Source organism: Ralstonia sp. TCR112, assembly GCF_007997035.1.
Classification (GTDB): Bacteria; Pseudomonadota; Gammaproteobacteria; order Burkholderiales; family Burkholderiaceae; genus Ralstonia; species Ralstonia edaphi.
On sequence record NZ_VOSS01000034.1, the window covers coordinates 100,218 to 127,101 of the forward strand.

A 26,884-nucleotide genomic window follows, 5' to 3' on the forward strand; every position below is an offset into this window, starting at 1 on the left:
GTGGCTCGGTGATGGGTTCAAGGCGGCTCAGTAACTTGCGTTGACGCTGAAGTTGACGCGCGGTGAATGCGCCCGCGTGCTGGGGCCGTCGCGCAGCGGATAGCCGAACTCCAGGCGGCCGCGCACGTAGTCGGTCAACTTGAAGCTGGTGCCGAAGCCCAGCGATGCGAGCGTGAAGCTGCTGGCCTGCTCCACCTGCGGTTGGCGCAGGCGCAGGTAGGCCGCATCGGTAAAGAGGTAGAAGCGCAGTTCATCCAGTGCAGGCGCGAATTTGTTGAACGGTGCGGTGCGCCATTCGAGCGAGGCAAGCGCGCCATAGTCGCCCGTGGCCTCCGCCGACAGATAACCGCGCACGCTGCTCATGCCGCCAGCGGCAAACTGCTCGCTGGAAACGAGCGGCGAATCCGACAACTGCCCTGCCACGCGCACCACCGCTTGCGAGCCGCCCTGGAAGGTGTGCGTCTCGGTGGCGTCGGCCTTGAAGACGAGGAAGCTCGAACGCGCATTCACGCGTTTGTAGTCGTAGGCCTCTTCACGGCTGCCGTAACCGAACAGGCTGCGCGTGCCGGCGGTGGCGGTCAGGTTCAGGCTGAGCGTGTCGCGCTCGGTCTGCCGATAGCCGGTGTAGTAGAACGAGATGGGCGCGTACTTGAGCGGCACGTGGTCGCTCGTGCTGCCGAAGCGCAGGCTCTCGGCGTTGTCCTTGAAGTCGATACCGACGCCGAGCTGCTGCCACCACGCGCCCGCCATCGGCAGCACGTAGTTGGCCTTGACGCCTACTGCATGGCCCTTGCCGAGCACGCTGGTACCGCCAACCGTCGCGACGTTGCTGTCAGATTTGTAGCCGGAGAACTCCAGGCTCCAGTTGGTATCGGGGATCGGCGCCGTGTAAGCACCCGACCACACCCGCGCCTGGCTGAAGTCTTGCGGCGCACCGAAGAACGATAGCGATGCGCGATGGCCGAGCTGCCATAGGTTGTCATGGCTCACGGAGGCCGTCATGCGCAGCGGGCGCGTATCAGCGCTGTGGTCGTTGTTCAAACCAATGCTGGCATGCACCGGCGATTTGTCATCGACCTTGAGGTCAACATCCATCGTGCCGGGCAGCGCGCCCTGGCGCACCACGGGAATCACCTGGCGGTCTGCGCGGTTGAGCGTTGCCAGCTCGTTCTGCGCCTGCGCAAAGTCGGGCACCTTGCCTTCCTGCAGCGCCGGCACCGCTTCACGCACGATGCGGGGCGAGGTGTACTCCGCGCCCGTTACACGCACGCGGCCCACGCGTGTTTCGTTCACCTGCAGGATCACCACGCCGCCGGTCACCTGCTGTTCGGGCAGATCGACATAGACGGATTGATAGCCCTTGGCCTGATACACCGCCAGCAGCGCAGCACGTGCGTCTTCAATGTCCTTGAGCGTGCGATCGGGCCCGAGAAACGGCGTGACGGTCTTCTCGATGGTGCGCACGTCGAGCATCGTGTTGCCGCGCACGACGTACTCGTTGATGTTGACCTTGCGTTGCGGTGTGGGCTCGGCGGAGGGTGCAGCAACCGGGGCGGCAGCGGGCGCCGTCGGCTCTTGCGCCAGAGCCACGCCCGGGGTGAGCAGCATCAGAACTGCCAGCCGGACACTCCCCACAGACCTGCGTTGGTGGCTGCGTTGTTTGAATTCGGACATGCGTTGGCTCGGTGCCGATTCGGCATCATTCGTGTGTTGTGCGCCGGCTGGCTGCGTCGTTCGTCAGCCGTCGGTCTTCACAGGAATGACGTTTGCTGAAACGCAAATCCGCAAACATTTTGTGATGTCACGCAAAGTTCATGGAGCGCCGCGTGCGTTGTCATGACGACATCGCACGCGGGCCATGAAGGCGCATGGAGATGGACGCTGCGGCGCATCCACATAACGCGGTGCGCTGTAGCTTCAGGAGGCATCGCGCGCTGTATGACCACACGATGACGCACCGATGAAGAACGCTTGCCTACCGCTTATGGCATCACAGGTTTTTACGCTCGGCAGCGGTGAGCCGCATCTTCTGGCGCTCGTTCAACTCGCCATTGCCGATCATCTGGAAGGCGCTGCCGGGGTCGTAGCTTGAGCGGTCCTGGCGTTCGGGCTCCGGGGCCTTCGGTGCGCCATTGCCGCCCTCTGTGCCCGCTCCGCCCGTGCCACCGTAGCCCAGCACCTGCACGGTGATGATGGAAGGCAAGCCGTTACGCGCTGCAGCCTGCTGCTGGCGCATCACGTCTTGCGCCGCCTGCGTAGCCGAATTGGCTGCAGCGCTGGCCGAGTTGAGCGCCCCCACGTTGACCAGCGCCACCGTCGGAATGCCGCGCGACTCACCTTGCGCCTGGATGTTGGCCGCATTCACCACGCGCAGCGCCGCCACGTTGATGTCGCCTGACACGCGGATGCCCGCTTCGCCGGGGTCCACCGTGCCGAGCGGCGCGATCAGGTCCACATCACCGCGCGGCACGTCCGGAATCGGGTTCAGCGTGGCAATGCCCGCACCAGAACTCGGCACCTGCGGCGACAGCGTGACGTTGCCCATGCTGTCATACACACGCAGCGGCGGGGTGTAGAGCAGCGACGTTTTCGACCCGCGACCCGCGTTGATATCGCCTTCGGCCGACCACACGAGAATGCCGCCGCCAAACGTGGTCATGATGCGCGACAGGCCCAGCAGCACGCTGTCTTTGGAATAGACCTGGATGTCGCCCGCGCCCTGTGTGAGCAGGCCGGACGTGGCCGGCGGTACCTGCCCCTCCACACCCACGATCAGCTTGCCGCCCGGCGTGAGCGTCTGGATGGCGCCGCCGAAATCCGTGCGAATTCCCGAGGGCCCAAACATCGTGATCGTGCCCTCGCGCTGGATCGGCCGGCCTTCGGCATCCTTGTCGGGGAACAGCGATGCGATGGCCTGGCGCCCGCGCAGGTAACTGCCGAAGCGGCGGCTGCCTGGGTCGTTGTATTCGCGGCCGCCTGCGCGCAGTTCACTGAAGTACACCGAGCGCGCGAACACGCGTTGCTGCTCCGCCGGCAAGCCCAGGTAGAACGCGAGTGCGCCGTCTTGCGGGCCGGTGTAGCCGAAGCGCGTTTGCAGCCAGTCGAGCAGTTCCTTGTCGTACGTCTTGACGACCTTGCCTGCCTGGTCGGCCAGCGGCGCATTGGGGTTGGCCAGATTGGCCGCGTCGAGGTAGCGGCGCGCGAACGTCGTGAAGTCCGCGCCTGCTGCGCCCGCGCCGGCCATCACGCTGATGCCCGCGCCACTGCTGCGGTCGCCCGCGTTGACGGAGATTCCCATGCCGATGCGACCGATGCTTTCCAGCAAACCCTTGTCCGCCTGATACAGGTTGCGGCCCGCGGTGACCTCCAGCGTGCCGGGGCCCGCCACACGGAAATTGCCGAAGAGGATGTCGCGGCCTGCAGAGACGACGGAGATGTCGTTGGGGTTGTTGTTGAGGAGGAGGTTGCCGGTGGAAGTCGTGGCGGAGAAGCCGGTCGGCGTGGATGTGCCTGGCGGGGTGCCGGCACCCACGATGTCTCTGCCGGCCAGAATCCAGGTCGGCTTGGCTGCGACATACCAGTTCTTCAGAGATTTCGGCGAAGCATTCTGGCCGCCATTGGTGAAATCCAACATCTCGCCGGTGCGCAGTCCGACAATGTCGCCATTCACCGCATAGAAACGTGCTGGCTCGCTATCGTTCGCGTGCAACGTGCCGGAAGCCGTATCGGGGCCAAATGCGAACAACGCTCCACCGCTTCCGCGCGAGGCAGCCGTGCCGTCGCGCTGGTGTTGTCTACCAACGGCAGAGTGCCAGCGCCAATGCCATAGCCAATGAAACCTGGGTTGAACGGCGTTACGAGCGCATTTTGCGATGCGCCAGACTGGGTGATCCCGTAGCCGTTTGCATACAGCGAGCCGTTGGCCAGAATTTCCAACTGGCCGAACGGAGCGGGCGCGAGCACGAGCGACGTGTTGGCAGCGCTACCACTTCCGCCGCCGTAGTACACGTTGCCTCGCGCCGCGCTTGCCCGCAGCGTGCCCGGATAGACGAAGCGACCGTCCGTTGCGGCGCCGACGCCCGCCGCCACCGAGGAATCAAGGCTCTGCGTGGTGGGTGTGAGGTTACCGCCAGCGGAGAACAGGTTCAGCGCCGTCTTGTCGGTCCACAGCGAGAACCAGCTGTAGCCACCACCCGTTTGTGGCGTCAGCGTGCCGCCCAACGTCGGCAGATACGGCGTGGCATTCATCTGCGTGAGGCGGCCCGCATCCCCGACTGCAGCGAGCACCAGATCCCCACGGCTCGACATATTGACCGTCGCATCGCCCGGCACAATCGTCAGCCCGCCCAGCGGCGTTGCTTTGGTGGCGGCAAAGACATCCTCCCCGCGCGGGTCGTTTGGAATAGCGGATCCATATGTCAGCTCCAGGCGACCAATGGCGCCCGCTTCCACGCTCAGGTTGCCGCGCAGATTCGTCAGCACACCATTGATATCGGGGCTATTGAGGTATGACTTGCGGAAAGCCGAGTCCAGCGGATTGATCGCGCCCTGCGTATCGAGCTGCAGATCGCCACCGCCCGTCAGCACCGGCTTTCCGTCCGTGCCAATTCGCCCCGTGCTGGCCACGGCCACATTCAGTGCTTCGCTTGTCGGCTGCGATCGGACACCAGGGTCCGATTGCACACCGAGGTCACCGCCCGCAATCACCTGAACGTTGCCGCCACCCAGTGCGCCAATTCCCGTGAAGCCGACGAGCCTTGGGGAAGCTGCCGCGCTGCTACTCGGCGCCGAGAACACGTACGTGCCGAAATTCACCCACCACGCCGTCGGCAAGCCGGACCCCGTGCCGCCCTGGCGCCAAAGCCAATCGCCAGGGTTGTTGCTGAAGGTCGGACCAATGCCCAACGTATGCCCCGTGATGGCACCTTGCGCCGACAGCACAACATTGCCGCCGCGCTCCGGATACCACGCCTGATACAGGCTGGTTGCCGGATCGCCGTTGACGAACGGTTCATATGCAGCACCGTCAGCGCCAAGGACCGTATTGCCGGTTGTGCGCTCGGTGCCGCGTCGCTGGTTGTAGGGGTTGTTGCCACTGCTGTCGAGCAACGATGCGGATTGCGTTCCGGCCGTGTAGACGCCGTAGGTGGAACGCATGTCGATGCTGCCGCCGCTGACGAGGTCCAGGTCGCCCGTGCCAGTGCGCAGGACACTGAAAAGCGGGAAGCGTGGGATCAACGTCGTCTGCGCCGGTTCACTCGAGCAGTAGTCGCCAATGTCACAGAAGAACAGCAGGTCGTCTGGTACAGGATCACCGGCCTGCCCAAAGGGGGAGCCATCCTTCCACACCACGCGCGCCGGTATTGACTGCGCCACCGCAGACAGATGCGCATCTCCCAACACGAGATGACCGGATTGCCCCGCATCAGGTCGCACCGCGCGGCTGTCTGCTGCGCTGATATCCGCCCCGCTCACCAACCGCATCGACCACGACTCAGTGCCCGACTTCAACATGGGCGCAATCGCCCAGTTGCTGCCCTGCGAACCGTTCACCGTATCGCGCAGCTCGACAAACTTGACGTCGCCGGGCAGCTTCACATCGGCTGAGCCGGGGATCAGCGCCCCCACTGGCAGGGCCAATGCACCGTCCAGCGCAATGCCGGGTGTGCCCAACGGTGCTGCCATCGACACACCCTTCGGCCAGACAACCGAAGCCACCGACACGGGCGCGGCGACCACGCTGCCTGCATCCAGCACCATGCCGGCCGCGAGCGCGGTGTCCTGTCGCAAGACCGTACCGGCGGGGTACACCACATTGCCAGTCGCATCGCGCACGGCGGCACGCAGCACCGTGCCGGCAGTCAGGTTCAACGGCTGGCCCAAGGTCAGGCTCGCAGGCACCGTCGTGTTGGCCGGCAGCGTGAACGAGCGCAGCGGCACGTCGTAGTTGAGCATCGTGCCGGGGGCAAACAGCGTGCCGTCGGCCAGCGTGATGCCGCTGCGGGGCACGATGATGTCGTTGCCGTAGGGCTGCTTGCCGGAGGTCAACAGCCAGCCTGCATCATCCTGCGTCGCCGGCGGCGGCGCAAAGCCATCGTTGATGCTGCCGAGCACCTGCAGCTTTCCGCCTGCACGAATCACCAGCGCGCCGGGTTCGCCCGAACCACGCACGCCCGGATCGACATTCGGGCCATAGCGGTAGCTCGAGAAATCCAGATCACCGCGCACGAGCAGATTGCCGTCCGGCGTGGCGCTGACGATCTCAACGCCGGGCCGCAGGTGGTATGCGCCGCCATAGGTTTTCAAGCCAGCCAGGCGCGCCTGCAGATCGGTGTTGTTCCATGCGGCATTGATGAAGTTGCGGCTGTCAGCATCGACGCCGTCCATCCAGCCTTGGGTGATGACCTGATTGGGCTTGCCATCCACCGTGGGCGCCGTTTCGAGCGGCGCGTTGTCGTAGCGGCGGAAACCCTGCACGGCGATGCTCCTTGCGCCGCGGATGTCGACCGCGCCAGACGCGTCGATCGCCATGTCGCCCTGGGCGTCCGCACCGATGCGCGGCGCGCTGAGCGTGACCGTGCCGCGCGCCACGTTGTCAGCGGCGCGCACATCGATGACCGCACCGGGCGCCAGTGTCAGGCGCCCTTCTGTGGCGCGCAGCTCAACGATGCCGCGGTTGGGCGCGTCGATGGGCAAACCGTAGCTGTCGACACGCAAGCGCGTACCGTGGGCATCCAGCACGGAACCCGCGCCGAGCGTCAGCCCATTGCGCGCCGCCAGACGAATCGTGCCCGGCTGCTCGCCACTGGCATCGACACGGCCGTTGACGGTCAGGCTGCCGCCGTCGAGCGAGATGCTGATTGCATTCGCCTTCAGCTCGTCACCAATGGAGAGATCGCCCTGCTTGATCTGGAAGCTGCGTGAGCCGGTGACGCCGTTCGTCGTCAAGCGCTGGTTCAAGCCGGCGAAGTCGTTCAGCACTTGTGCGCGCACATCGACGCTGCCGGCTTGCCAGGGCACATCGGTACCGCCCGCGTCGTAGCGGCCGCTTGCTGCGCCACGAATGGTGCCGGCCAGATCGACGTGGCCGGCTGCCGCATCCAATGCGGTGACTGACACGCTGCCCGCATGGTTGTTCTGTGCGGAAACATCGATGACCGCCCCCGCTGCCTGGCTCACGTTGCCGTGTGTGCTGTCGATCAGCACATCGCCGCCGGCGCTGTACTTGGTGACGTCGTTCATCGGCACGGCGCGCCCCGCTACGTCGATGCGCGATGCGTCGGCCAGCGTGACGCCGTTGTCACCGGAAATCGTGAGCTTGCCGCTCGGCAGCACGATGGCGCTGGCCACGTTGACGGTGTTGCCCTTGAGGCCGATCTCAGCACCGAATGCATCCGTGCTGACAGTACCCGCCCCCGTTGGCGCGGCAACGTTGAGCGCCCCGCCTGCCGTGAAGCGGCTGATGGAGCCCGACTCGCCCGTCAACAGCGGTGCGATGAGATTGAGATTGCCCCCGCTGTACTGGTAGCCGGTACCCGCTTGATATGCGCCCTGCGATTGATACACCGACAACGTATTGCGGTTGTTTGCCGTGATCTTGTCGCTGGCCTGCACATTCATGTTGGCAAAGCCGAGCACAAGGCGGTCCAGCGTGAGTTGCGTGTCGGGCTGGCTGAACGGGCCGTAGCCGAACACCACGTCGCGGGCGACGATGTTCAGCGTGCCGCTGCCGGTGCCGGCACCATCTGCGATGACGCCGCCCGGTTTTGCACTCGACGGCGCCTGATTGGACGCCCGAATGACGCCATCGCTCACGCCATTCCACACCAGCTTGTCGGTCGTGATGGTGGCAACGTCGCCGGCATTGCCCAAGCCGTAGATGGCTGGCGTATTGAGCACGAACGACGCCAGCGACGATTTGCCCGTCACCGGGTCAATCGTATTGAGCGCCGTGGTGCCGTAGAAGTTGACCGACTGCGAGGCCGTCAGCACGAGGTTTTCCAGCTTGGGCACGCCAATGCCCGTATTGCCTGCAAGCAGGCGGCTGAGCAAATCCTGATTCAGGCGCAAACCGTTCGGAAGCACGTTGGCGGCAGCATCCAGTGCTGCCTGCTCGCCGATGTTGATGCTGGGCATCGAGAGCGTGAGGTACTTTGCGCCGTAGCGGGCGCCGTCGCTCAGCGTCAGTTGACCGTTGCCGCGGGTAGAGAACAGCAGTGACCCTTGCCCATACAGTTCGGCACGGCCAATCGCAATACCTTGCGAATCCCCGCCGATGTTTCCCTGAATGACATTGAGCAGTCCATTCGACACCGCGACCAGATTGGAAGCCGAGCTGTAGACGTAACCGTCTGTAGATGGATAGGGCGTCTCCGTTCCCTGGCCCAGCGTGCTGATGCGTGCACCGTCTTCAACAGTAATGCCACCTGCCTGTGAGATCAGCAGAATCTCGCGTGCCTTGAGTTCTGCTCCGGTACGCAACGTCACGAAGTCGGCATTGCCATCCAGAACGCGCGTGCCGTTGGCGCTCATTTGAGCGCCACCACCGATCAGTAGCCTGGGCGCGCCAATAGCGTTTAACGCGCCAGCGTCGATGGAGGCGAAGCCCGCGGTTGGGGTGGCGCCGGGTGCTGTCACCTCGATCATCCGGCTTCCGGAGTTGGTCGCGCTGTCGACCTGCAAGGCTCCCGCATAGCCACCGGCTGCGCCGTCGAAGCGTGCAGTGCCGGCAAACGTCAACGCCGGTCGATCCGAAGATGAACCGCTGTAGGCCAACTGCAACGTCCTGGCATCCGCAGGCAACTGCGGCCGCGGCGTGCCGAAACGCTGGGCATCGGCGAGTACAAAATCAGCGTAGCTCGTTTCGTTGTATTGCGAATACGTGCGCACCACGTCGCCCGGCGTGAGAACGATCTGCGTGGGCAGCGCTGCCTGCACACCGGTGTTAGCCGTGCTGAGCACACCACCCGTGAGCCATGATCCGCTGCCGACAGCGCTGACGCCAGTCGCAAGCGGGTTGGTATTTCCCACCTCGACGCGATATGCCCCTGGCAGCAGCGCATACGACGCCGGCAGGAGGGTGTAAACGCCAGGAGCCAGTCCTGGAATGCCTGCGCCAATGGTGATCTGCCGCCCAGCCGCCGCGGTGCTCGCGCCGGCATCAAAGGGGGCATAGTCGCTGCGATAGCCCGGCACGATGGCGTAGACACGATTGCCGGCAGCGCTATACGTCAGCGCCGGATTCGCGTTGACCAACGGCGTGGTCAGCACGTTGACCGATCCCCCGCGACCACTGATGAATCCCGCGCCAAGAATCGCTCCGCCGCCGGACATGTCCAGCACAGCCCCCGGGGCCACGTCGAAGCTCGTGCCTGTCAGGCGAAGCACGCCTGAATAGAAGGTATCAAAAACTGCACCCTTTACCGGGGCGCCGTTATAGGTATAGGTGACGCCGTCAGAGGTGCCGCCATACGGCAAAACCAGTCCTGCACCGCTCACTGAGGTCAGGCTGCCGGGTAACAGATTGATGTGCCCCGATGTCGGCCCTTCGCTGGCAGCCGTTGCACCCAATGCGATATTGCCCAGCGGGGCACGCACAATGCCGCCCTGCTCGATCGTCGGCGCGAACACGCGCAACGTGCCGAACACGCTGTCCGGCATAGCGGGAGTGTCGGTTCCATTGCGGCCGAATGTGATGCGCTCGGTTGCGACAAGTCTTGCATCGGCCGCGCTCACCGGGTACACCTGTGCCGCATTCAACGTGACCTGTCGCGATCCGCCCGCACCCAACTGCACACGAATGTCTCCGGTGCTGTTCAACGTGGTGGTATCAAAGCCGGCACGCGCGACCTGCACGGGCGCCGCGGGCGGGCGTTGTTCGACGTTGCCGTAGGCTCCGGCGGTATACGCAAAGACAAGGTCGATCAAGTCCGCGTCCACATTCAGAGACGCCTGACTCGCGATCGGTGACACGTTCTGCAGCCGGAACCGGTCGACGTTGTCGACCGCGGTACCTCCCACAATGGGATACAGCGCCCCTCCCGCATTCAGCTTGACGGCCGTGCGATCGAACCGCACGTAGGGTGCCGACAGATGCACGGCAGAAACACCGTCCTTGCTCGACAGGTTGTTGCTGCGGATCTGCAAGCTACGGCCCAACGACAGATTGACCGGGCCGTCAAAGGTCACCATGTCGGCATAGGCGGAAAGCGCATCAAAGCCCCCCGTGCGCACGCGGTCGCTGCTGATGCGTGCTTTGCCAAACGCCAATGCCGAACTGGTCGCGCCGGGCAGCAAGTCCGCCGGCAATATCGCCGGCTGGCTAGCACCGATCTCCAGCTCGCGCGGAACGAGCATGCCAGGCAGTGGTTCCATCCCTGCACCGTAGCGATACTGGGGCGTCTCCAACGTGACGACGAGTGTGCCCCCCGCCGCGCCGTTGCCGCCAGCAAACGCCCGCATGACGCCATCTGCGTAGATGCCGTTGTATGAGGCGAGCGCAATGGTGCCGCCGTCGCCTGCCACCTGCACGGGGCGCGTCGCTGCACCGACCGGGACGGTCTGGCCAGAGCCCTCCTGCACATCGACGGTCGCACTTGCACCGGAGGCATCAAGCATTGCACCGGGGCGAATGACGATGAACGCGTTGGCTGCCGGCTCATTGCCCCCGTTGCTACGCGGGCCGTTCGGGCCAATGGCGATGGTGCCGCCGTTGCCTGCCACGCCGTACCGGCGGCCGAACTGGTCGACTGCCGTGACGGCACGCGCGGCGACGTCTAGGACAGCGTGATCTCCAATCCAGATTGAGCGCATCGGGTCGAAGTAATCGGCGCTGCCCGTTTCGACGTCCGCACCATTCATCTGCAGCACCTTGATCGTGCCGCCCGGCGCCGTAATCGAACCATCAACGGTGATCTGCCCCGGCGTCTGCAACGTCACCGTCTGGCCCGGGTCCACCACAATCCGCGCACCTTCGCCGACCTGCAGGTGCGATCCCACCGTCTGGTTCAGGCTGCTGTTCGACTCCAGCGTCAGGCTCGCCCCGCCGCGCTGGATCAGCTTGGCGTTGACTGCGTCCTCCTGATACACCGGCGGCGTCCACAGCGTGAGCACCTCGGCCGGGCGTGCACCGGTGGCGACCTTGCGCGCGGCGTCGGGCACGAAGTAGACCGGCATTTCCACATTCAATGCCGTGCCCGGCGCGACGTTCAGACCGCGGTACCCATTCACGTCATAGGCGGAGAAACCCTGGCGGAAGAAATCGGGCGTGAGCAGCAATTGCCCCGCCTGTGCGCCCGTGCCGTCGGAAATGAGCACCTTGTCGGCCGCCACCGTGAGCGTGCCGCCACCGCTCACGCCGTAGCCTTTGAGCGTGCTGCCGAGTTGCAGCGTGCTGCCATCCGCCGTTGCGGGCGCAAACGGCGGCGTGTTGGCGGTCAGCGTCACGTTGCCGCCCTTGCCGCCGCGCACGGTGCCGCTGGCGAGAATGCCCGCGCCCGATGACACATCGATCGTGCTGCCGCCGGCCAGCGCAATGCCCTGCACGCCTTCCATGCTGACGTTGCCGCCGTTGAGCCATGCCATGCCCGCCACCGCGGTCGGATCCAGCGCGCCGTTCACCCACAGGCCGCTCACATCCACCGTCGCATCATTGCCGAGCGCAATGCGCGACTTGCCATCCTTGGTGAGCCCCGCCGCTTGCGTGGCAGGGTTGGCAGCACGCAGCACATTGCTGAACGCAACGTTGCCGCCGTGCGCCACCACGTCTGCATTCACGTCGATGGACGACGCAGACACCGACACCGTGCCGCCATCGGCCAACGCCAAGCGCTTGTCGATCGACACATTGCCCTGCGTGGCGATGGTCAGCCCACCCAGCCCCATGTCGTTCAGGCGCTGCGCATCGAGTTGGATGGTGTTGACGCGGTCTGCCGGCAGCGCGTCCTTGAGTGAGATCGGTGCCGCCGCCACGTCACCAATGCGCACTTGCGTGTCGTAGGCGCCAGCAAGTCCGTACGCGTCGTAACGGCCGATGCGCAGCGTGGCCGGAATGGCCACGGCGGTCTGCGCCTGGCCGTAGCCATCGGCCGCGCCGGGCACGTGCGCCTGGTTCTGGCGCGGCCCGTTGTAGACGGCGCTGACGATGTCGCCATCCACCACCGCCGTCGGCGTGGAGAGGATCAGCTGGCCAGCATCGCGCCCAGCCGTATAGCCGTTCTCCAGCTTCTGGCGCGGTGCGATCAACGGGCTGTAGTAGTACTCGGTGGTCTTGTTGCCCCAGCGCGGATGTGCTGCTTCAAAACCCTGATAGACGCCGCTGTACAGCACGTCCATCGGCGCGGACGATGCATCGTAAAGCTGCCCGTCACGCCCCTTCAGGAAGGTCTGGCGCAGGTAGCCGCTCTGCACATCCAACGAACCGCCCGACAGGTTGATCGACGACCCACGCTGCGTGACGACTTCCTTGCCGCCGAGCGTGACGGTGCCGCCCTGTGCCGCCCACTCGCCGATGCTGTGGCCGGCGTTGTCGAGGTAACCACCCACTTCCAGCAGGCCGCCGGCGGTGTAGTAGCGGTCCTTGTCATAGACGCCGGGCTTGGCCGGCACGTAGATGAGGCGGCGGCGGTCGATCCAGACCGTCGCGTTGTTCAGCGCGCCGCTGTCACGGTTGCCGGGGGCATCGCGCTGCTCGTTGCCCTGCACGTTCACGGCAACGTTGTTGGATTCCATCGACACCTGCACGCCCACCGCGCCGCCCACGTCCAGCCGCGCGCGGTCATTCACCAGCGTGCGGCGTGCAGCGCTCACCTGGATCTGCCCGCCCGTGGCGAGCGAGAGCGAGCTGTCGGCAAAGAACACGTCACCGCCCGAGACGATCTCGATGCGCGATTGGTCGCGCCGGTCCGACAAGCGCGAGAGGTTGTCGAACACACCTTGCGCGGTGTCCGCACGCACCTTGTCCTGCGCGGCGGCTTCCTGCAGCAGCGCGTTGCGCTGGCTATCGAGCGCGGTGCTGCCGTCCTGCTCGATCAGAATGGCCGTGGTTGCGCCCTGCCCCATCGACACGCGCCCCTGCGTATCGGTGGCCGAGTTCAGCAGATGGATCGTGCCGCGCGTATTGACGGTGCTGGTGGAGACCGCCACGCCGTTCTGCACGACATCACGCCCCGCCAGCGTGATGTCGCCCTGGTTGGCGACGATCAGGCCGTTGTTGACGACATGGCCCGCCGTGCTGTTGGCGACGAACTGCGGCGCAATCTCGTTGCCGCGCGTGGTGGACGACGTATTGCCGTCCGTGCCCACGCCCTTGCGGATGATGAAGTTGTCGCCCGCGGCCAGTTGCGTCTGGCCCTTGGGCGTGGTGATCGTGCCTGCGTTCTCGACTTCAGTGCCCACCAGCAGCACGTAGCCGCCGCCCTGCGTCACGGACTGCGGTGTCTGCGTGGTGATCTGCGCACCGGCTTCCACCTTGACCTTGCCGCCCGCGTTCGTGAACGTGGGCGTGGCATTGTCACCGTACAGGCCCTTGCGAAACTGCTCGTCGGTGATGTTGGCAGCGGCAGCCACGAGGTTGCGCGTATTGACCTGGCTGCTGCCCGTGAAGACCACACCGTTGCGGTTGACGATAAGCACCGTGCCGTCGGCCTTGATCTGGCCGCGAATCTCGCTCGGCCGCCCATTCGGATCGTTCACCCGGTTCAGTGCCGACCAGTTGGACTGCTGCTGGAATTCCACCGTCGTGTTGCGGCCGACGTTGAAGGTCTCCCAGTTCAGCACCGCCTTGTCGTCGGTCTGCCGGATGGCCACGTTCACGCGGCCGTCCTTGTTGGACTGCACCGGCGCATTGGCGTTGACCCAGCCACGCGTGAGCGAATTCGTGTCGACTTTCAGGCCGCCGTCTGCCAGACCGTCCGGCACGTCGGAGGGGCCGGTGAGCGCGGCTTGCCGCGCCGCATTCTGTGCCGCCTGTTGTGCGGCGATGGCTGCGGCCACACCGTTGAGGTTGGCAAGCGACTGCTGCAACTGCTGGCGCGCCTGTTGCGATTGCTGCTGCGGATCGTTCAGCAGCGCGACCGGCGTGCCGTTGGGCAAACGCCCCGTAGCGGCCGCCGTGTTCTGCGCCGCACCGCGCTCGGCAAACCATGCGCCGCTGAAGGCGCGCGGCGCTGCGTGCGCATTGGCCGCCAGCAGCGTCAATGCGGCGGCATGCACGAGCGGCTTGAGGCGCCACGCATGACGCTTGCGCTGGCGGTGCAACGCAGTATTGGCAAAAGAAGACTTGGCGGACGGGCTCGGCTGCATGTCGGGTGGCGAACGGACGATCGAACGGCGGCCACACTCACCTTGCGGCCTCTCCTGCTATGACGAAGGTCACAGCGCCAACCCGCAATGACAGAAACATGTCAGCGGCGCATGCTCGCCGCCCGGCTTATCCCAGCAGCACGATGCCGCCGGGCAGCTCCGTCACCTTGGCGCCCAGCACTTCGCGCATCTGCGCAAACACCGTGTCCAGCTTGTCGATGCGAAAACGCCCATTCAAGCGGCTGCGCTCGAGCTTGCTGTCCACCACCAGCACGTGGCCGGGGCGATACCGATTGATCTCATCCACCACGTCGGACAACGGCGTCTGACGGAACACCAGCACCCCACTGCGCCACGCCGATGTGGTCGCCGCATCGGCAGCCATCACGGCACTCATGGCGTGCTTTCCGTAAGTCACTTGCTGATTGGCCGTCAGCATCACACTGCGGCCATTCGCATCGACCCGCACGTCGCCTGAAAGACATGTCACACACACGCGCGTATCGAGATTGCGCACTTCGAAGTTGGCCTGCGTGGCCTCCGCACGGCCCGGTCCCGCCGCAACGATGAACGGTTGCGCCGCGGCGCGCGTGGTGTTGACTGCGATCTCGCCGTCGAGCAGCTCGACGCCTTGGAGCGCATTCGCTGTTGCATCACGGCGCAGCGCAACGCTCGTGTGCGTGTTGAGGTCGACCGTCACGTCGGCTGCGAGCGCCAGCTGGCGCTGCTCGCCCGTCTTGGTGCGGAAATCTGCGGCCAAGGCGGGAAACGCACCCCAGAGCCCAGCCGGCGCCACCACAGCCACGGCAGCGCCCGCTGCGGTTGCGAAGGCACCACCGAGAAATGCGCGTCGGCCGAATGTCGTCGCGCGCTGCATGTTGGTGGCCTGTGCGGCTTGCCTGCGCCGCACGGCTTCACCGGCAGGCCCGAAGTCTTTCCACAACCGGCGCGCCTCCACAAACGCTACCGCATGCGCGTCGCTCGTTTCGCACCAGCGCTTGAGCGCCTGCGCGTCTGCCACGGTGGCGTCGCCCGAAGTCAGACGACGCACCCAGGCATGCGCTTCGCGGCGCAGCGTGTGCGAAATCTTCAGTGTCGTCGTGTTGGGTTCGGGTGCTGCCTTCATGCGTTCAACCATCTGTCATACGGCCGTCTTTGTGGGCGCGGCTTGCCTCTGCCGCCACTTCGACGGTCTTATGGGTATGACGACGCCCGGCGCACAAACCCGCAAGCATTTTTTTGAGAGTTTTTTTTGAATCGATTGCCAGGGCAGATTGTGGCTTGCGAAGGCGCGCGGCTAGCGACCCAGCTTGGCGGCGCAGTGCTCCTGGGCGCGTTGCAGTTCCAGCTCGACCAGTCGCAGCGAGATGCCGAAGCGTTCGGCCACCTCGCGCTGCGGCGTGCCCTCCAGCCGCACGGCCAGCAGGATGTCGCGGCGGCGCGTGGGCATCTGCTCCATTGCCCGGATCAGCGCATCGAGTTCGGAGTTGGCCTCCGCAACTTCAGCGGGCCCCGGCGCGGGGCTCACCAGATCGAGCATGGTTTCGACCTCGCCCACGCTCAGGCGGCGGTCTTCGGCGCGCTGCTGGTCGATGGCCGCGTTGAACGCCATGCGATAGAGATAGGCACCGGGGTTTTGCACCGGCTCGATCGCATCGCCGCTGCCGTGGTTCTCCAGGCGCAGCCAGATGTCTTGCAGCGCATCGCCGGCAAGGTCGGGGTTGCCCAGCCGCCGCGACAGCAGAAACTTGAGGTGGCTGTACCGCTCCAGGAGGAAATCGCGCAGCATCGCGCGGCCGCTATCCGCCATGTCGCCTCCCCATGGAAAGCACGGAGACCGACGTGGCCGGCGCGGGGCATCCCCAGCTCTGGCCCGATGCCCGCGGCATCACCACCAGCGTAAAAGGTTGCGGCACGAATGCGGGCACCGGCTCACCCACCGGCGCGCCTTGCAGGGCGCTCACCACCAACCTGTCGAGCACGGCATCGCCGGTGGAATCGAGCAGGCGCACCGTGCCGATGCTGCCCGACGCATCGACCCACAGGCGCAGCGCGATGCGGTGGCGGCCTTGCGCCAGGATCGCATTTGCGCAGAACACATCGCGGATGCGACGCTGGATCAAGCCGTAGTAACGTCGCTGCGCCGGCAGGTCGGTTGCCCCGGTATCGTTTGCATCGGGGCCCGCTTGCGGCCGCACCGGCAAGAGCACCAGCGCATCGTTGCCGGTGTAGCGCGGCGCAAGGCCACTGCCTTCCAGCAAACGCAGCAGTGCCATATGGGGCGTCATCGTGCCGCGCACGGCAGGGGCCGCACGGCCCGCCGTCAACGCGCTGTCATACAGCAGCGCCATTCCGGTGACGGCGCCATAGTGCTCCAGCGCGCGTTGCAGCGGCTGCGCCTCGATGTCGAACCAGCGGTCGACATCGGCAGGCGGCGCGCCGGCAATGGCAGCCGGCTCCGCTTCAAGCGGACCGGCCAGCACGGCAGGTTGGAAAGCGCAGATGCCGATCATCGCGATGCACCAAGGCAGTATCCGCCGCGCACCACCCGATGCGACGTTTCCAGCCATACCCGGTCAGTGAAAGACGCGTGCGTCAGCGCCCGGTCTGCAGGCGTGTTTCACAGCGCGCAAGTGTGAAGTAAGCGCGTAGGGTAGTAATGCAACGTGACTGTTCTGTTACAGCACCCGTTGGAGGGGTGCTGCGCCAAGCCGGTGCTCAGGCGTTTGAATCACCACCGCGCGGGCTGAACGTACGTGGGAAAACAACCGGCTGGCTCCGATCAATCAGCCGGTAGCCCTTGGCAGGACGGTACGAATCCCCTTCCGCCACGCCGGCTTCTTCCAGAAAGTTGGCGGCCAGCATGCGGGTGCGAAAACCGCTTTTGTCGACCGGGCGGCCGAGCACGATTTCGTACATGCGTTGCAACTGCGGCAGCGAAAACGGCTCGGCCAGCAGAAAGGCTGGCAACGAGGTGTATTCGACCTTGCTGCGCAAACGCTCGACGGCGGCGCGCAGGATTTCCGCGTGGTCGAAGGCGAGTTCAGGCGCGCGAAGCACGTCGTCCACCGCAAACCACGCCACGTCGGCCGCATTGGCGCCCTTGGCGAGTGCCACACCCTGCGCAGGCATCAACGCAAAGTAGACATGCGTGGCAGACCAGCCGCGCGGGTCACGCGTCACGCCGCCCCAACTGCCCAACTGCTCCAGATACGGGCTGCCCACACCGGTTTTCTCCAGCAGCTTGCGGCGCGCGCAGTCTTCCAGCGTGGCATCGACGGCCGTATCGACAAAGCCTCCCGGCAACGCCCATGCGCCGGGAAAAGGCTCCCCTTCCGTATTGGGACGCTGCACGAGCAGCACGCGCAACACGTCATCCAGCACCGTAAAGATGACGACATCGACGGTGGTAAACGGCAGCGGGAAGGTCTTCGCGGAGGTTCGGGTGGCCATGGCGCATCACAAATTTCTTGACGGCCCCCATAGTAAGTTGTATTGTCCAACCCATACAAGTTGTACTGTACAACTTATAAAACAAGGAGGTCATCATGTTCGGCATCCGCTTCATCAAGTCACAGCCCACCGTTCATCTCATGCAGTTCCGCGCCGGCAAGGTGGTGCGCGAAGGCTCGGGCCTGTCGTTCTTCTATTACGGCCCGACGACCACGCTGGTGGCCGTGCCCGTGGCCAGCCAGGACCGCCCTTTCATCCTTGAACTGGTAACAGCCGACTTTCAGAGCGTGACCGTGCAGGGCCAGGTGACGTACCGCATCAGCGACCCGCGCCGCACCGCCGCGATGATGGATTTCTCGCTCGCCAAGAACGGCCAGACCTACGTGTCGGAAGACCCGAAGCGTTTGGGCGATCGCGTCGCTCAGCAAGTGGAAGTGATCGTGCAGCAAGCCGTTCAGGCGATGGAGCTGAAGGCCGCGCTGCGCGCATCGGCCGCCATCGCGCGCACCGCGCAAGCCGAATTGGCTGCGCAGCCTGAAATTGCCGCGTTGGGGCTGGAGATCCTGGGCGTGTCGGTCATGGCGGTCAAGCCGACCCCGGACATCGCACGCGCGCTGGAAGCCGAAGCGCGCGAATCCAACCTCAAGGCCGCGGATGACGCCGTCTACTTGCGTCGCATGTCGGCCGTGGAAAACGAACGCGCCATTCGCCAGAACGAGCTGGACACTGACATTGCAGTCGAGCAGAAGAAGCGCCAGATCCGCGAGACGCAGATGGAAGCCAAGGCCACGCTGATGCGCAAGGAAAATGCCCTGCGCAACGAACAGATGGCCGCCGATGTGGAACTCGAAGGTCAGCGCAAGGCCTTCGTGGCCGGACAGGCCGAGAACAGCCGCACGCTGGCCGAAGCCGAGGCCTACCGCGTGGCCGCCGTCATGCAGGCGCTGGAAAAGGCCGACCCGCGCATCGTCAACGCGCTGGCTGCGGCCGGCATGCAACCCGGCCAGCTCATCGCCCAGGCGTTTGGCGGCATTGCCGAACGTGCAGAACGCATCGGCCAATTGAACGTGTCGCCGGACCTGCTGCAAGGGCTGATGAACGCCACGTCCCCCAACGCCACCGCACGGGTCGCATCATGAGCCACGAAGGCCGCAAGGTCGTGCTGGTGACGCGCCGCACCCGGCTTGAAGAACTGGTGGCGCGGCACCACACGCTGGCGCAAGCGAAGTTCTACCTCGAACACCTGGGCGCCGATTTTTCCGACTACCTGGCCGAGAACGCTGCCTACGCGCGCAGCCTAGAAATTACCGTGCGCGCGCTGGAAGCCTGGGGCCGCTATCAGGTGGTCGATCGCGGCTACCTGCCCAACTTCATCTTTGCGCCGGACGATATCGTCGTGGCGCTCGGGCAAGACGGGCTGGTCGCCAACTCGATGAAGTATCTCGATGGCCAGCCGCTGATCGGCCTCAACCCGGAGCCCGGCCGCTGGGACGGCGTGCTGTTGCCCTTCGAGCCGAAAGATCTCGGCACCGTGCTGGCCGACGTGGCGCGCGACAAGCGCCCCACCAAAGCGGTGACGATGGCCGAAGCGCGGCTGTCCGACGGGCAGGTGCTGCGCGCCGTCAACGACCTCTTCATCGGGCCGCGCACGCATGCATCTGCGCTGTATGAAATCGAGCTGGGTGAGCGGCGTGAAGCGCAATCGTCGTCGGGCATCATCGTCGCCACGGGTCTGGGTTCGACGGCGTGGCTGAAGAGCATCGTGACGGGCTCGATGGGCGTCGCACGCGCCATGCATGCCGGCGGCGATGGCTTTCGTTACGAACCCGAACCGTGGGACACCCCGCAACTGACGTTCGCCGTGCGCGAGCCGTTTCCGAGCCGCGCATCGCAGGCCACGCTCGTGTTCGGCCATGTGGATGCAGACCAACCGCTCAAGTTGCGTTCGCGCATGCCGGAGAACGGCGTGATCTTTTCCGATGGCATGGAGGCCGACTACCTGCGTTTTACCGCCGGCATGGAAGCGACGATTTCGGTGGCAGCCACGCAAGGGCGCTTGGCGGTCTGAATGAAAAAAGGCGGCCGGACCAGGGCCGCCGAAGGAGACACCGCCGCGCTCAGTGCGCCACGGCGTTGAAATTGGGCGGTCGTCGATCGACAAACGCCCGGAAGGCTTCATGCGCCTCTGGAGATTGCAGCCGCCGCGCAAAGCAGGCGCTCTCCGCATCCATCTGTTGCTTGAGCAGTTCGGCATCGCGCATCAGGCGCTTGGTTTCGGTCAGGGCCCCCAACGGCTGGCGCGCCAATCGCGCCGCAATGGCCTGCGCCTCCGTGCCGAGCTGGTACAGCGGCACCACCCGGTTCGCCAAACCCCACGCGAGCGCCGATTCCGCGTTCACCGCATCGCCCAGCGCGAACATCTCGAACGCGCGCACGTGGCCGAGGCGCGCAGGCATCAGCAGGCTCGATGCGGCTTCCGGCACCAGCGCCAGATTGACGAACGGCGTGGACAGCTGCGCGTTGTCCGCCAGCAGCACGAAGTCGCAATGCAAGAGCATGGTCGTGCCGATGCCGACCGCGCGGCCTTGCACTGCCGCCACCAGCGGGCGCGTGGCACGGGCCAGCGCATGCAGGAAACGGATGACGTTGCGCTCGGCACCGCCCTTGCCGCCGGTCATGGCAATTGATGCAAATTCGCCGATGTCGTTGCCGGCAGAGAACATGTCGCCCTCGGCGCGCAGCAACACCACGCGCACGGTGTTGTCGCGTTCGGCGGCGCCCAACGCGTCGGCCAGCGCGCCGTACATCGCATCGGTGATGGCGTTTTTCTTATCGGCGCGCGCCAGGGTGAGCGTCAGCACGCCGTCGGCGTTGTGGCTCCGGATGTGTTCACTCATTGCTCGTCTCCGTTGGGGAACTTGGTTTGCAGGCTGGCCAGCCAGCGTGCGACGACGTCGATCTCGGCGTCGGTAAAACCTTCGGTCAGCCGCGCGTTCAGCTCAGCCAGGCCCGTGCGTGTTTCGGCCAGGGCTTCGCGGCCGGCGGGCGTGATCCAGAGTTGCCAGGCGCGGCCATCCTTGGCATCGGCGCGGCGCTCGATGAGGCCGGCGTCGACAGAGCGATCGACCAGGCCGCTCATGGCGGAGGGGCCGAGGTCCAGCGCGGCGCCGGCTTCGCGCATCAACGCGCCGTCGTTCTTCTCCAGGAAGAACAGCAGGCCGGATTGCGCGGCGGTCACGCCCTCGCCGGTGCGCGATTGAATCCAGCGCTGCAAGCGGCGCTGCCCAACGCTGATCAGATAGACAAGGCGGCGGTCGGGTGCCGTCATGCAGCCTCCGCTTCGTTGCGTGTGGCGGCGGCACGCTCGCGCAGCCAATCGACCAGACCCGGCCACAGCGTGGTGGCGAACTGCGCGCGGAAGAAGCCCATGTGCCCCACCGCGCCGCCGGCCTGCGCAGGCCCGATCTGCCGCCGCTCGACCCACGTGTTCGTGAAGTGCATCGTCAACGCGTTGATGGCGGCGGGCGTGGCCCACGGGTCGTCGTCAAAGCCGTAGACGAGCACGGGATGCGTGACGCGGTTGAAGCGCTCGATGGCGCCGAGTGTGGGGTCATCGAAAAAGTAGCGCTGCATGCCGGCCCATGCGCCCCATTCGATGGCGACACCGCCCGGCAGGTCTTCGCCCAGGCCCATGCGCTTGCCCGGCACGTAGCCGATCAGCCGCGCCATCAACGGGCCGACGCCGCGCAGGATCAGCTCCACGCGCCACCGTTCGCCGCGTTGGCGGATGAAGCGCGAGTTGCCGGTGTGGCAGGCCACCTGCACCACGCCCGCGACATCCCAGTCGGCGCAGCACAGGCCGATGGCGTGGCCGCCCACCGAGTGCCCGACCGCCAGTTGCGGCAACTCCGGATAGCGCGCCCTTGCCCATCGCATCACACCTTCGGCGTCGAGCAGCGCCCAGTCGCGCATGCGGGCAGCAAAGCGTCGCAGGCTCTTGGGCCGCGATGCGCCGATGCCGCGGTAGTCGTACGTCATCGTGTGGAAGCCGCGCTCGGCCAGGAATTTGGCAAAGGCTTGATAGATGCGCTGCGGCACGCCCGTGGCCGGGTGCATGACCACCACGCCCTGCGGCGTGCCGGCAGCCGTCCAGAGCATGGCGCCGAGCGGATAGCCGTCCGTGGCGGGAATGGTGTGCGGTGTGCTGTCCATGACGTCGATTTAGTTCGCATGCGAAGTGTTTTACTTTGTATGCGAAGTAAATCGGTGTGTCAACGACAGAAAGATAAAGTACTTGCTTAACTATTCAGAGTCGCTATAGTTAACCACATGCTTAACCATGACACTTCCCTCGATCTCGCCTTCCAGGCCCTGGCCGACGGCAACCGGCGCGCGATGCTGGTGCAGCTCGTGCGCGGGCCGGCGTCGGTGAGCGAACTTGCCCAACCCCTCGATATCTCGCTGCCCGCGGTGATGCAGCACCTGTCGGTGCTGGAGAACTCCGGTCTCGTGCGATCAGAAAAGGTGGGCCGCGTGCGGACTTGCCGTATCGAACCCGAGGCGCTGAGCCTCGCCGAGCAGTGGATCAACCAACGACGCCTGGAGTGGGAACAGCACTTCGACCGCTTGGGCGCCTATCTGGAAACGCTCAAAACCCAAGGAGACTTGCATGACGACGACCATTGACAGCCCCGCCGGCACGACCCTGCGCCCCCTCGTGATCTCACGCACCTTCCCCGTTTCGCGCGACTGGGTCTTCAAGGCCTGGAGCACCGCCGACCACATCAAGCGCTGGTTCTGCCCGATGCACTTCACGGTGCCGGATGCAACGGTTGAATTTCGCGTGGGGGGCAAGTTCGATGTGTGCATGCGCTCGCCCGAGGAGCAAGACCACTGGTCGCGCGGCCACTTTCTGGAGATCGTGCCCAACGCGCGCCTCGTCATCGACATGAACGTCGTGGATGGCGACAACCGCCCGCTGATGAACGCCCACACCGTCGTCACCTTTGCCGAAGAGTGCGGCGGCACGCGCATGGAAGTCACGCAGACCCACACGCCGCTCGCGCCGATTGCCGAGATGATGATCAAGGGCGCGTCCGAAGGCTGGAAGCAGACGCTCGACAAGCTGGAACGCGAAGCCGCAAGCGTGCCGGTGGCCGATGGCATCCAGCGCTCGGTGGTGCATGCCACCTTTACGGTAGAACGCACGTACGACGCACCGCGCTCGCGCGTGTTCAAGGCGCTAACCGACCCCGCCGCCAAGGCCAAGTGGTTTGCCGGCGGCAACGGCTACACGCTGCTCGTGCGTGAAATGGATGCCACGCCGGGCGGCCGCGAGGTCGTCAAGGGCCGTTGGGACAGCGGTGTCGTCTCCAGCTTCGAGGCGCTGTATCACGACGTCATCCCGAACGAACGCGTCGTCTATTCGTATGTGATGCACCTGGACGACCGCAAGATCTCCGCCTCGCTCGCCACGTTGGAGTTGCGTGAGCCCAAGGACGGCTCCGGCGGCACGCACCTCGTCATGACCGAGCAAGGCGCCTTCCTGGATGGCTACGACGATTCCGGATCGCGCGAGCGCGGCACGCAGTTCCTGCTCGACATGCTGGGCAATTCGCTCAAGGACTGAGCCTGGGCAATACGTCGCGCGCGACGGCCGCCAACGTGACCGCCGTGCCGACGATCAACACTGCCCCCCACAGCACGCCGCCCAGGTGCGCGAGAAGCGCCTGGCGCGGTGTCATTTCGCATACTGCGCGATCCCGTGGCCGAACGACCAGTTCTCGGGCAGCACCTCCACGAGGTTGATGAATACGTCTTCGGGTCGCACGCCCGGCTTGTCGCCCAGCAGCTCGACGATGCGGCGATAGAGCGCCTGCTTCTGCTCGAGGTTGCGCGTGTTGTTGGCGGTGATCTGGATGATCACCACGTCGTCGCTGCGCGCGATGCCGAAGTACGTCGGGCTGACGCTGAAGGTACTCGCGTCGTGCTCGGTCAGCGTCATGAAGCGGTCGTCTTCCGGCACGTTGAATGTTTCGCGCATGGCGCGATAGACGCCGTCGAAAATGGCCTGGTGATAAGCGGCAGGCTTGCCGCGCCGCAACGACACTTGAACGAGAGGCATGGTCCACTCCTTGGTTTGCAGTGACCACAGGATGCCTCACATTGCCCATTGCAAAAAGGCATCCTAAGATATTTCAATCATTCGATTTCAAAATGATTGAACCATGAGGATGCTCGACCTGGAGGCTGTTCAGGCCTTCGTTCTGACCGCCGATCTGAAGAGCTTCACGCGTGCGGCGGAGGCCATGGATTCGACGCAATCCGCCGTGAGCCTGAAGATCAAGCGGCTGGAAGATGCGCTGGGCCGCCGGCTTCTGGAGCGCACGCCGCGCCTGGTGCGGCTGTCGCAGGATGGCGCGGCGTTTCTCCCGGCAGCGCGTGACCTGGTGGCTGCGCACGAAGGCGCGCTGGGCTCGTTTGGCGTGGAGCGGCGGCGCTTGTCGGTCGGGATGAGCCACCACATCGTCGGCGCAGAACTGCCGCGCCTCTTGCGACAGATGGGCCGGGCGGAACCGACGCTCACACTGGAAATCCGCATCGCCAGTTCCTGGGAAATCGTGGAGATGCTCGAAGGCGGCGTGTTGGATGCCGCCATCGTGCTGCGCCACGACAACCGCCGCACCGACGGCGAAGTCCTCATGGAAGAGCCTTTCGGCTGGATGGCCGCACCGGACTTTGAGCACCGCGCGGGCGAACCGGTCCGTCTGGCCAACCAGACCGAAACGTGCCGCATCCGGCAGATGGCAACGACGGCGTTGGACACCGCGGGCATCGCCTGGCAAGAGGTCTTCATCGGGGGCGGCGTAGCCACCATCGGCGCGGCGGTGGCGGCCGGCTTGGCGGTGGCGGCACTCAGCCGACGCGTGGCACCGGCCGGCACCATCGATGTGGGCGATGCGCTTGGCCTCCCGCCGCTTCCGTCGCGCAGCGTGGTGCTGCATTCGCGGGTCGCCGATCCGGCCGCAAAGAAGGCGCTGCGGACCTTCGCCTCCACCTTGCGGGCCACGGGCTGACGATAGCGGGACGCGCCTCCCGCACGCGCATTTTGCGCAATCGCTGCACCGCGCGACGCCTGCGGGGCGACTATGCTTTGCCGCATGAAGCCCCGCACTGAACACGACTACCACCGCCGCATCGCCCGCGTCATCGAGGCGATCCTGGCCGACCCCGCCGCGCCGCATACCGTGCAGAGCCTGGCGGCGGTGGCGCACTTGTCGCCATTTCACTTTCATCGCATCTACCGCGCCCTGACCGGCGAAGGCGTGTTCGAGACCGTCCAGCGCCTGCGGCTGGCGCAGGCTGCGCACCGGTTGAGCGGCGCAGAGGATTCCGTCACCGATGTCGCGCTCAACGTTGGGTATGGCAGCCCGCAGGCCTTCGCCCGCGCTTTCCGCGAGTTCACCGGCGTAAGCCCGCGCGCGTTCCAGACCCGGCAGCAGGCGCTGAATGTGCGCAGCACCGAGACCGCAGACCTGCCGCCCATCGAGCTGATCGAGCAGCCGCCGCTGCACGCGCTCTGCCTGCGCCACGACGGCCCCGTTGCGACGATCCGTCAGACGTTTGTCATGCTGCGGCAGTTGCTCGGCATCGATATGGAATTGGCGGATGCGCCTGACCGCATTGGTGTCTGCTATGGCGATCCGGAGACGCCTGGCTCGTTCGAGTACTTTGCGGGCGTGATCCTCGATACGCCGCGCGCCATTACCGGCCGCCTCCAGCCGATGCGCATCGAAGGCGGCCTCTACGCTTGCCACCGGCTGATCGGCCCTTACGCGCTGATCGCGCCCACCATGCAGGCGCTCTACGGCGGCTGCTCCCCAGCTACGGCTTCGAACCGGACGACCGCCCAGCGCTTGAGCTGTATCGCAGCCCCGGACGGCACCACCCGCCACGCGCCTGTGTGACCGACCTGATGATTCCCATCCGCAAGGAGTAAAGATGTTGCGTCGTTGCCTTGCCGCCGCGCTGGCGGCCTTTGCCGTGGGCGCGGCCTATGGCGGTTCCGCTGATGAACCTGCTGCGCCGTACCACGTCGGTGAAGCCACCCGCGCATTTCATCCGCAGGCCGAGCGCCATTGGCGCGGAGCACGCACGCAGGCGCTCATCACCAACGTCTGGTATCCGGCGGATATTTCCGTGCCCGAGATTTCACACAACGTTGATGCGCCGGGCCGGTCGCCGTTCCGCATGCAGCCAACTGCCGGCGAAGCGCCCGTCGCGTCAATGCAGGCGCAATATCCGCTGCTGCTGCTTTCACACGGCACCGGCGGCACGGCAGACAGCCTCGATTGGATGGCCGCTGCGCTGGCCGCGCACGGCTACATCGTCGCGGGCGTGAACCACCCGGGCAACACGGCGCTGGAACCGCTCACGCGCGAAGGCTTCATGCTGTGGTGGGAGCGCGCCACCGATGTCAGCGAAGTGTTGGATGGCGTGCTCGCCGATCCCGTGTTGGGCGCGCGTGTCGATCGCACGCGCATCGGCGCCATCGGCTTTTCGTTGGGTGGCTATACCGTTCTGGAGCTGGCCGGCGCGCGCACGGATGTCGCTGCCTTCATGGCGTTCTGCGGCTCGCCACAGGCCGATGCCATCTGCCACCCGCCGGAGATGGCCCGAGCGCAGATCAACCCGACTGCCGACACAGCGAGGTCACCGCAGACGGAAGCGTCCCTCGCCCGCTCCGGCGCGTCCTACCGCGACGCACGCATCAAAAGCGTTTTTGCGATGGCGCCCGCACTGGGCATGGCGATGGACGCCACGTCGCTCGCCAACATCAGCATCCCGGTCTCGCTGATGGCCGGAGACGCGGATGTCACCGTGCCCGTCGACACCAACGTGCGACACGTCGCCAAGATGCTGCCCAAGGCCGATCTGCTGCTGGTGCCGGGGGCGTCGCACTACACGTTCGTGGACACATGCCTGCCCGGTGCCGCACCCCATGTGCCGCTGCTGTGCAAGGACAACCCCGGCGTGGATCGCGATGCGGTGCATGCACAGGCCGTGCGCCGTGCGCTGGATTTTTTCGCGGCGACGCTGCCCGGTCAGACCTGAGCGTCGCCCGCGATTC

At 65.6% G+C, this 26,884-nt stretch carries 18 protein-coding genes; 7 read left to right on the forward strand and 11 right to left on the reverse strand.

From position 1 onward, the window contains the following. Nucleotides 1-27 precede the first annotated feature (27 nt). From FUT88_RS12235 to FUT88_RS12260, 7 genes are all read right to left on the reverse strand, one after another. Complete coding sequence (locus tag FUT88_RS12235; protein WP_147215422.1) at nucleotides 28-1,674, reverse strand: ShlB/FhaC/HecB family hemolysin secretion/activation protein; 1,647 nt, start codon at nucleotides 1,672-1,674, stop codon at nucleotides 28-30. A 316-nt stretch (nucleotides 1,675-1,990) separates the two neighbouring features. Beyond that, nucleotides 1,991-3,670 carry a filamentous haemagglutinin family protein gene (locus tag FUT88_RS26420; RefSeq protein ID WP_261797127.1) on the reverse strand — a complete coding sequence of 560 codons (1,680 nt, stop codon included), beginning with the start codon at nucleotides 3,668-3,670 and terminating at the stop codon, nucleotides 1,991-1,993. After that, on the reverse strand, nucleotides 3,667-14,301 hold the full coding sequence (locus FUT88_RS12240; RefSeq protein ID WP_222614262.1) for a filamentous hemagglutinin N-terminal domain-containing protein: 10,635 nt from the start codon (nucleotides 14,299-14,301) through the stop codon (nucleotides 3,667-3,669). Before FUT88_RS12240 ends, FUT88_RS26420 begins: the two co-directional genes overlap by 4 nt. Nucleotides 14,302-14,428: 127 nt before the next feature. Next, the gene (locus FUT88_RS12245; RefSeq protein WP_186829294.1) at nucleotides 14,429-15,427 is read right to left on the reverse strand and encodes a FecR family protein; all 999 of its coding nucleotides are present in this window, start codon (nucleotides 15,425-15,427) and stop codon (nucleotides 14,429-14,431) included. A gap of 171 nt (nucleotides 15,428-15,598) precedes the next feature. Beyond that, nucleotides 15,599-16,111, reverse strand: a complete 513-nt coding sequence (locus FUT88_RS12250; RefSeq protein ID WP_147215426.1) for an RNA polymerase sigma factor — start codon at nucleotides 16,109-16,111, stop codon at nucleotides 15,599-15,601. Further along, nucleotides 16,101-16,814, reverse strand: coding sequence for a TonB C-terminal domain-containing protein (locus FUT88_RS12255; RefSeq protein WP_186829295.1), 714 nt, complete (start codon nucleotides 16,812-16,814; stop codon nucleotides 16,101-16,103). The genes FUT88_RS12250 and FUT88_RS12255 overlap by 11 nt, the downstream gene beginning before the upstream one ends. A 205-nt stretch (nucleotides 16,815-17,019) precedes the next feature. Next, on the reverse strand, nucleotides 17,020-17,754 hold the full coding sequence (locus tag FUT88_RS12260; protein WP_147215430.1) for an NUDIX hydrolase: 735 nt from the start codon (nucleotides 17,752-17,754) through the stop codon (nucleotides 17,020-17,022). Nucleotides 17,755-17,849: 95 nt separating this feature from the next. On the opposite strand from FUT88_RS12260, the gene FUT88_RS12265 reads away from it, so the two are divergent. Both FUT88_RS12265 and FUT88_RS12270 read left to right on the forward strand, forming a co-directional pair. Further along, complete coding sequence (locus FUT88_RS12265) at nucleotides 17,850-18,893, forward strand: SPFH domain-containing protein (RefSeq protein ID WP_147215432.1); 1,044 nt, start codon at nucleotides 17,850-17,852, stop codon at nucleotides 18,891-18,893. Further along, nucleotides 18,890-19,822, forward strand: coding sequence for a sugar kinase (locus FUT88_RS12270; protein WP_147215434.1), 933 nt, complete (start codon nucleotides 18,890-18,892; stop codon nucleotides 19,820-19,822). The genes FUT88_RS12265 and FUT88_RS12270 overlap by 4 nt, the downstream gene beginning before the upstream one ends. 49 nt (nucleotides 19,823-19,871) lie before the next feature. Here the strand turns inward: FUT88_RS12270 and FUT88_RS12275 are convergent, their stop codons facing one another. From FUT88_RS12275 to FUT88_RS12285, 3 genes are read right to left on the reverse strand one after another with little or no spacing between them, the layout of a single operon-like run. Then, entirely contained in the window at nucleotides 19,872-20,651 is a 780-nt protein-coding gene (locus tag FUT88_RS12275) for an enoyl-CoA hydratase (protein WP_147215436.1), read from the reverse strand. Beyond that, on the reverse strand, nucleotides 20,648-21,082 hold the full coding sequence (locus FUT88_RS12280; protein WP_147215437.1) for a MarR family winged helix-turn-helix transcriptional regulator: 435 nt from the start codon (nucleotides 21,080-21,082) through the stop codon (nucleotides 20,648-20,650). Before FUT88_RS12280 ends, FUT88_RS12275 begins: the two co-directional genes overlap by 4 nt. Further along, nucleotides 21,079-21,966: a serine aminopeptidase domain-containing protein gene (locus tag FUT88_RS12285; RefSeq protein ID WP_147215439.1), complete on the reverse strand. Its 888-nt coding sequence runs from the start codon at nucleotides 21,964-21,966 to the stop codon at nucleotides 21,079-21,081. The genes FUT88_RS12280 and FUT88_RS12285 overlap by 4 nt, the downstream gene beginning before the upstream one ends. Before the next feature lie 117 nt (nucleotides 21,967-22,083). Here FUT88_RS12285 and FUT88_RS12290 point away from each other — a divergent pair, with 117 nt between their 5' ends. Together FUT88_RS12290 and FUT88_RS12295 are read left to right on the forward strand one after the other, a co-directional pair. Beyond that, a complete protein-coding gene (locus FUT88_RS12290) occupies nucleotides 22,084-22,440 on the forward strand; it encodes an ArsR/SmtB family transcription factor (RefSeq protein ID WP_027679942.1) in 357 nt (118 codons plus the stop codon). Continuing rightward, complete coding sequence (locus FUT88_RS12295; protein ID WP_147215441.1) at nucleotides 22,424-23,383, forward strand: SRPBCC family protein; 960 nt, start codon at nucleotides 22,424-22,426, stop codon at nucleotides 23,381-23,383. The genes FUT88_RS12290 and FUT88_RS12295 overlap by 17 nt, the downstream gene beginning before the upstream one ends. Before the next feature lie 111 nt (nucleotides 23,384-23,494). Here the strand turns inward: FUT88_RS12295 and FUT88_RS12300 are convergent, their stop codons facing one another. Next, nucleotides 23,495-23,878 (reverse strand): tautomerase family protein, encoded by a 384-nt coding sequence (locus FUT88_RS12300; RefSeq protein WP_147215443.1) that lies wholly within the window; start codon nucleotides 23,876-23,878, stop codon nucleotides 23,495-23,497. Between the two features lie 103 nt (nucleotides 23,879-23,981). On the opposite strand from FUT88_RS12300, the gene FUT88_RS12305 reads away from it, so the two are divergent. The 3 genes from FUT88_RS12305 to FUT88_RS12315 all read left to right on the forward strand — a co-directional run bounded on the left by FUT88_RS12305 (nucleotide 23,982) and on the right by FUT88_RS12315 (nucleotide 26,868). After that, nucleotides 23,982-24,830, forward strand: a complete 849-nt coding sequence (locus tag FUT88_RS12305; RefSeq protein WP_147215445.1) for a LysR family transcriptional regulator — start codon at nucleotides 23,982-23,984, stop codon at nucleotides 24,828-24,830. 84 nt (nucleotides 24,831-24,914) lie between these two features. Next, complete coding sequence (locus tag FUT88_RS12310) at nucleotides 24,915-25,721, forward strand: GyrI-like domain-containing protein (RefSeq protein WP_261797128.1); 807 nt, start codon at nucleotides 24,915-24,917, stop codon at nucleotides 25,719-25,721. A 34-nt stretch (nucleotides 25,722-25,755) separates the two neighbouring features. Next, nucleotides 25,756-26,868 carry an alpha/beta hydrolase family protein gene (locus FUT88_RS12315; protein ID WP_147215447.1) on the forward strand — a complete coding sequence of 371 codons (1,113 nt, stop codon included), beginning with the start codon at nucleotides 25,756-25,758 and terminating at the stop codon, nucleotides 26,866-26,868. Nucleotides 26,869-26,884 lie beyond the last annotated feature (16 nt).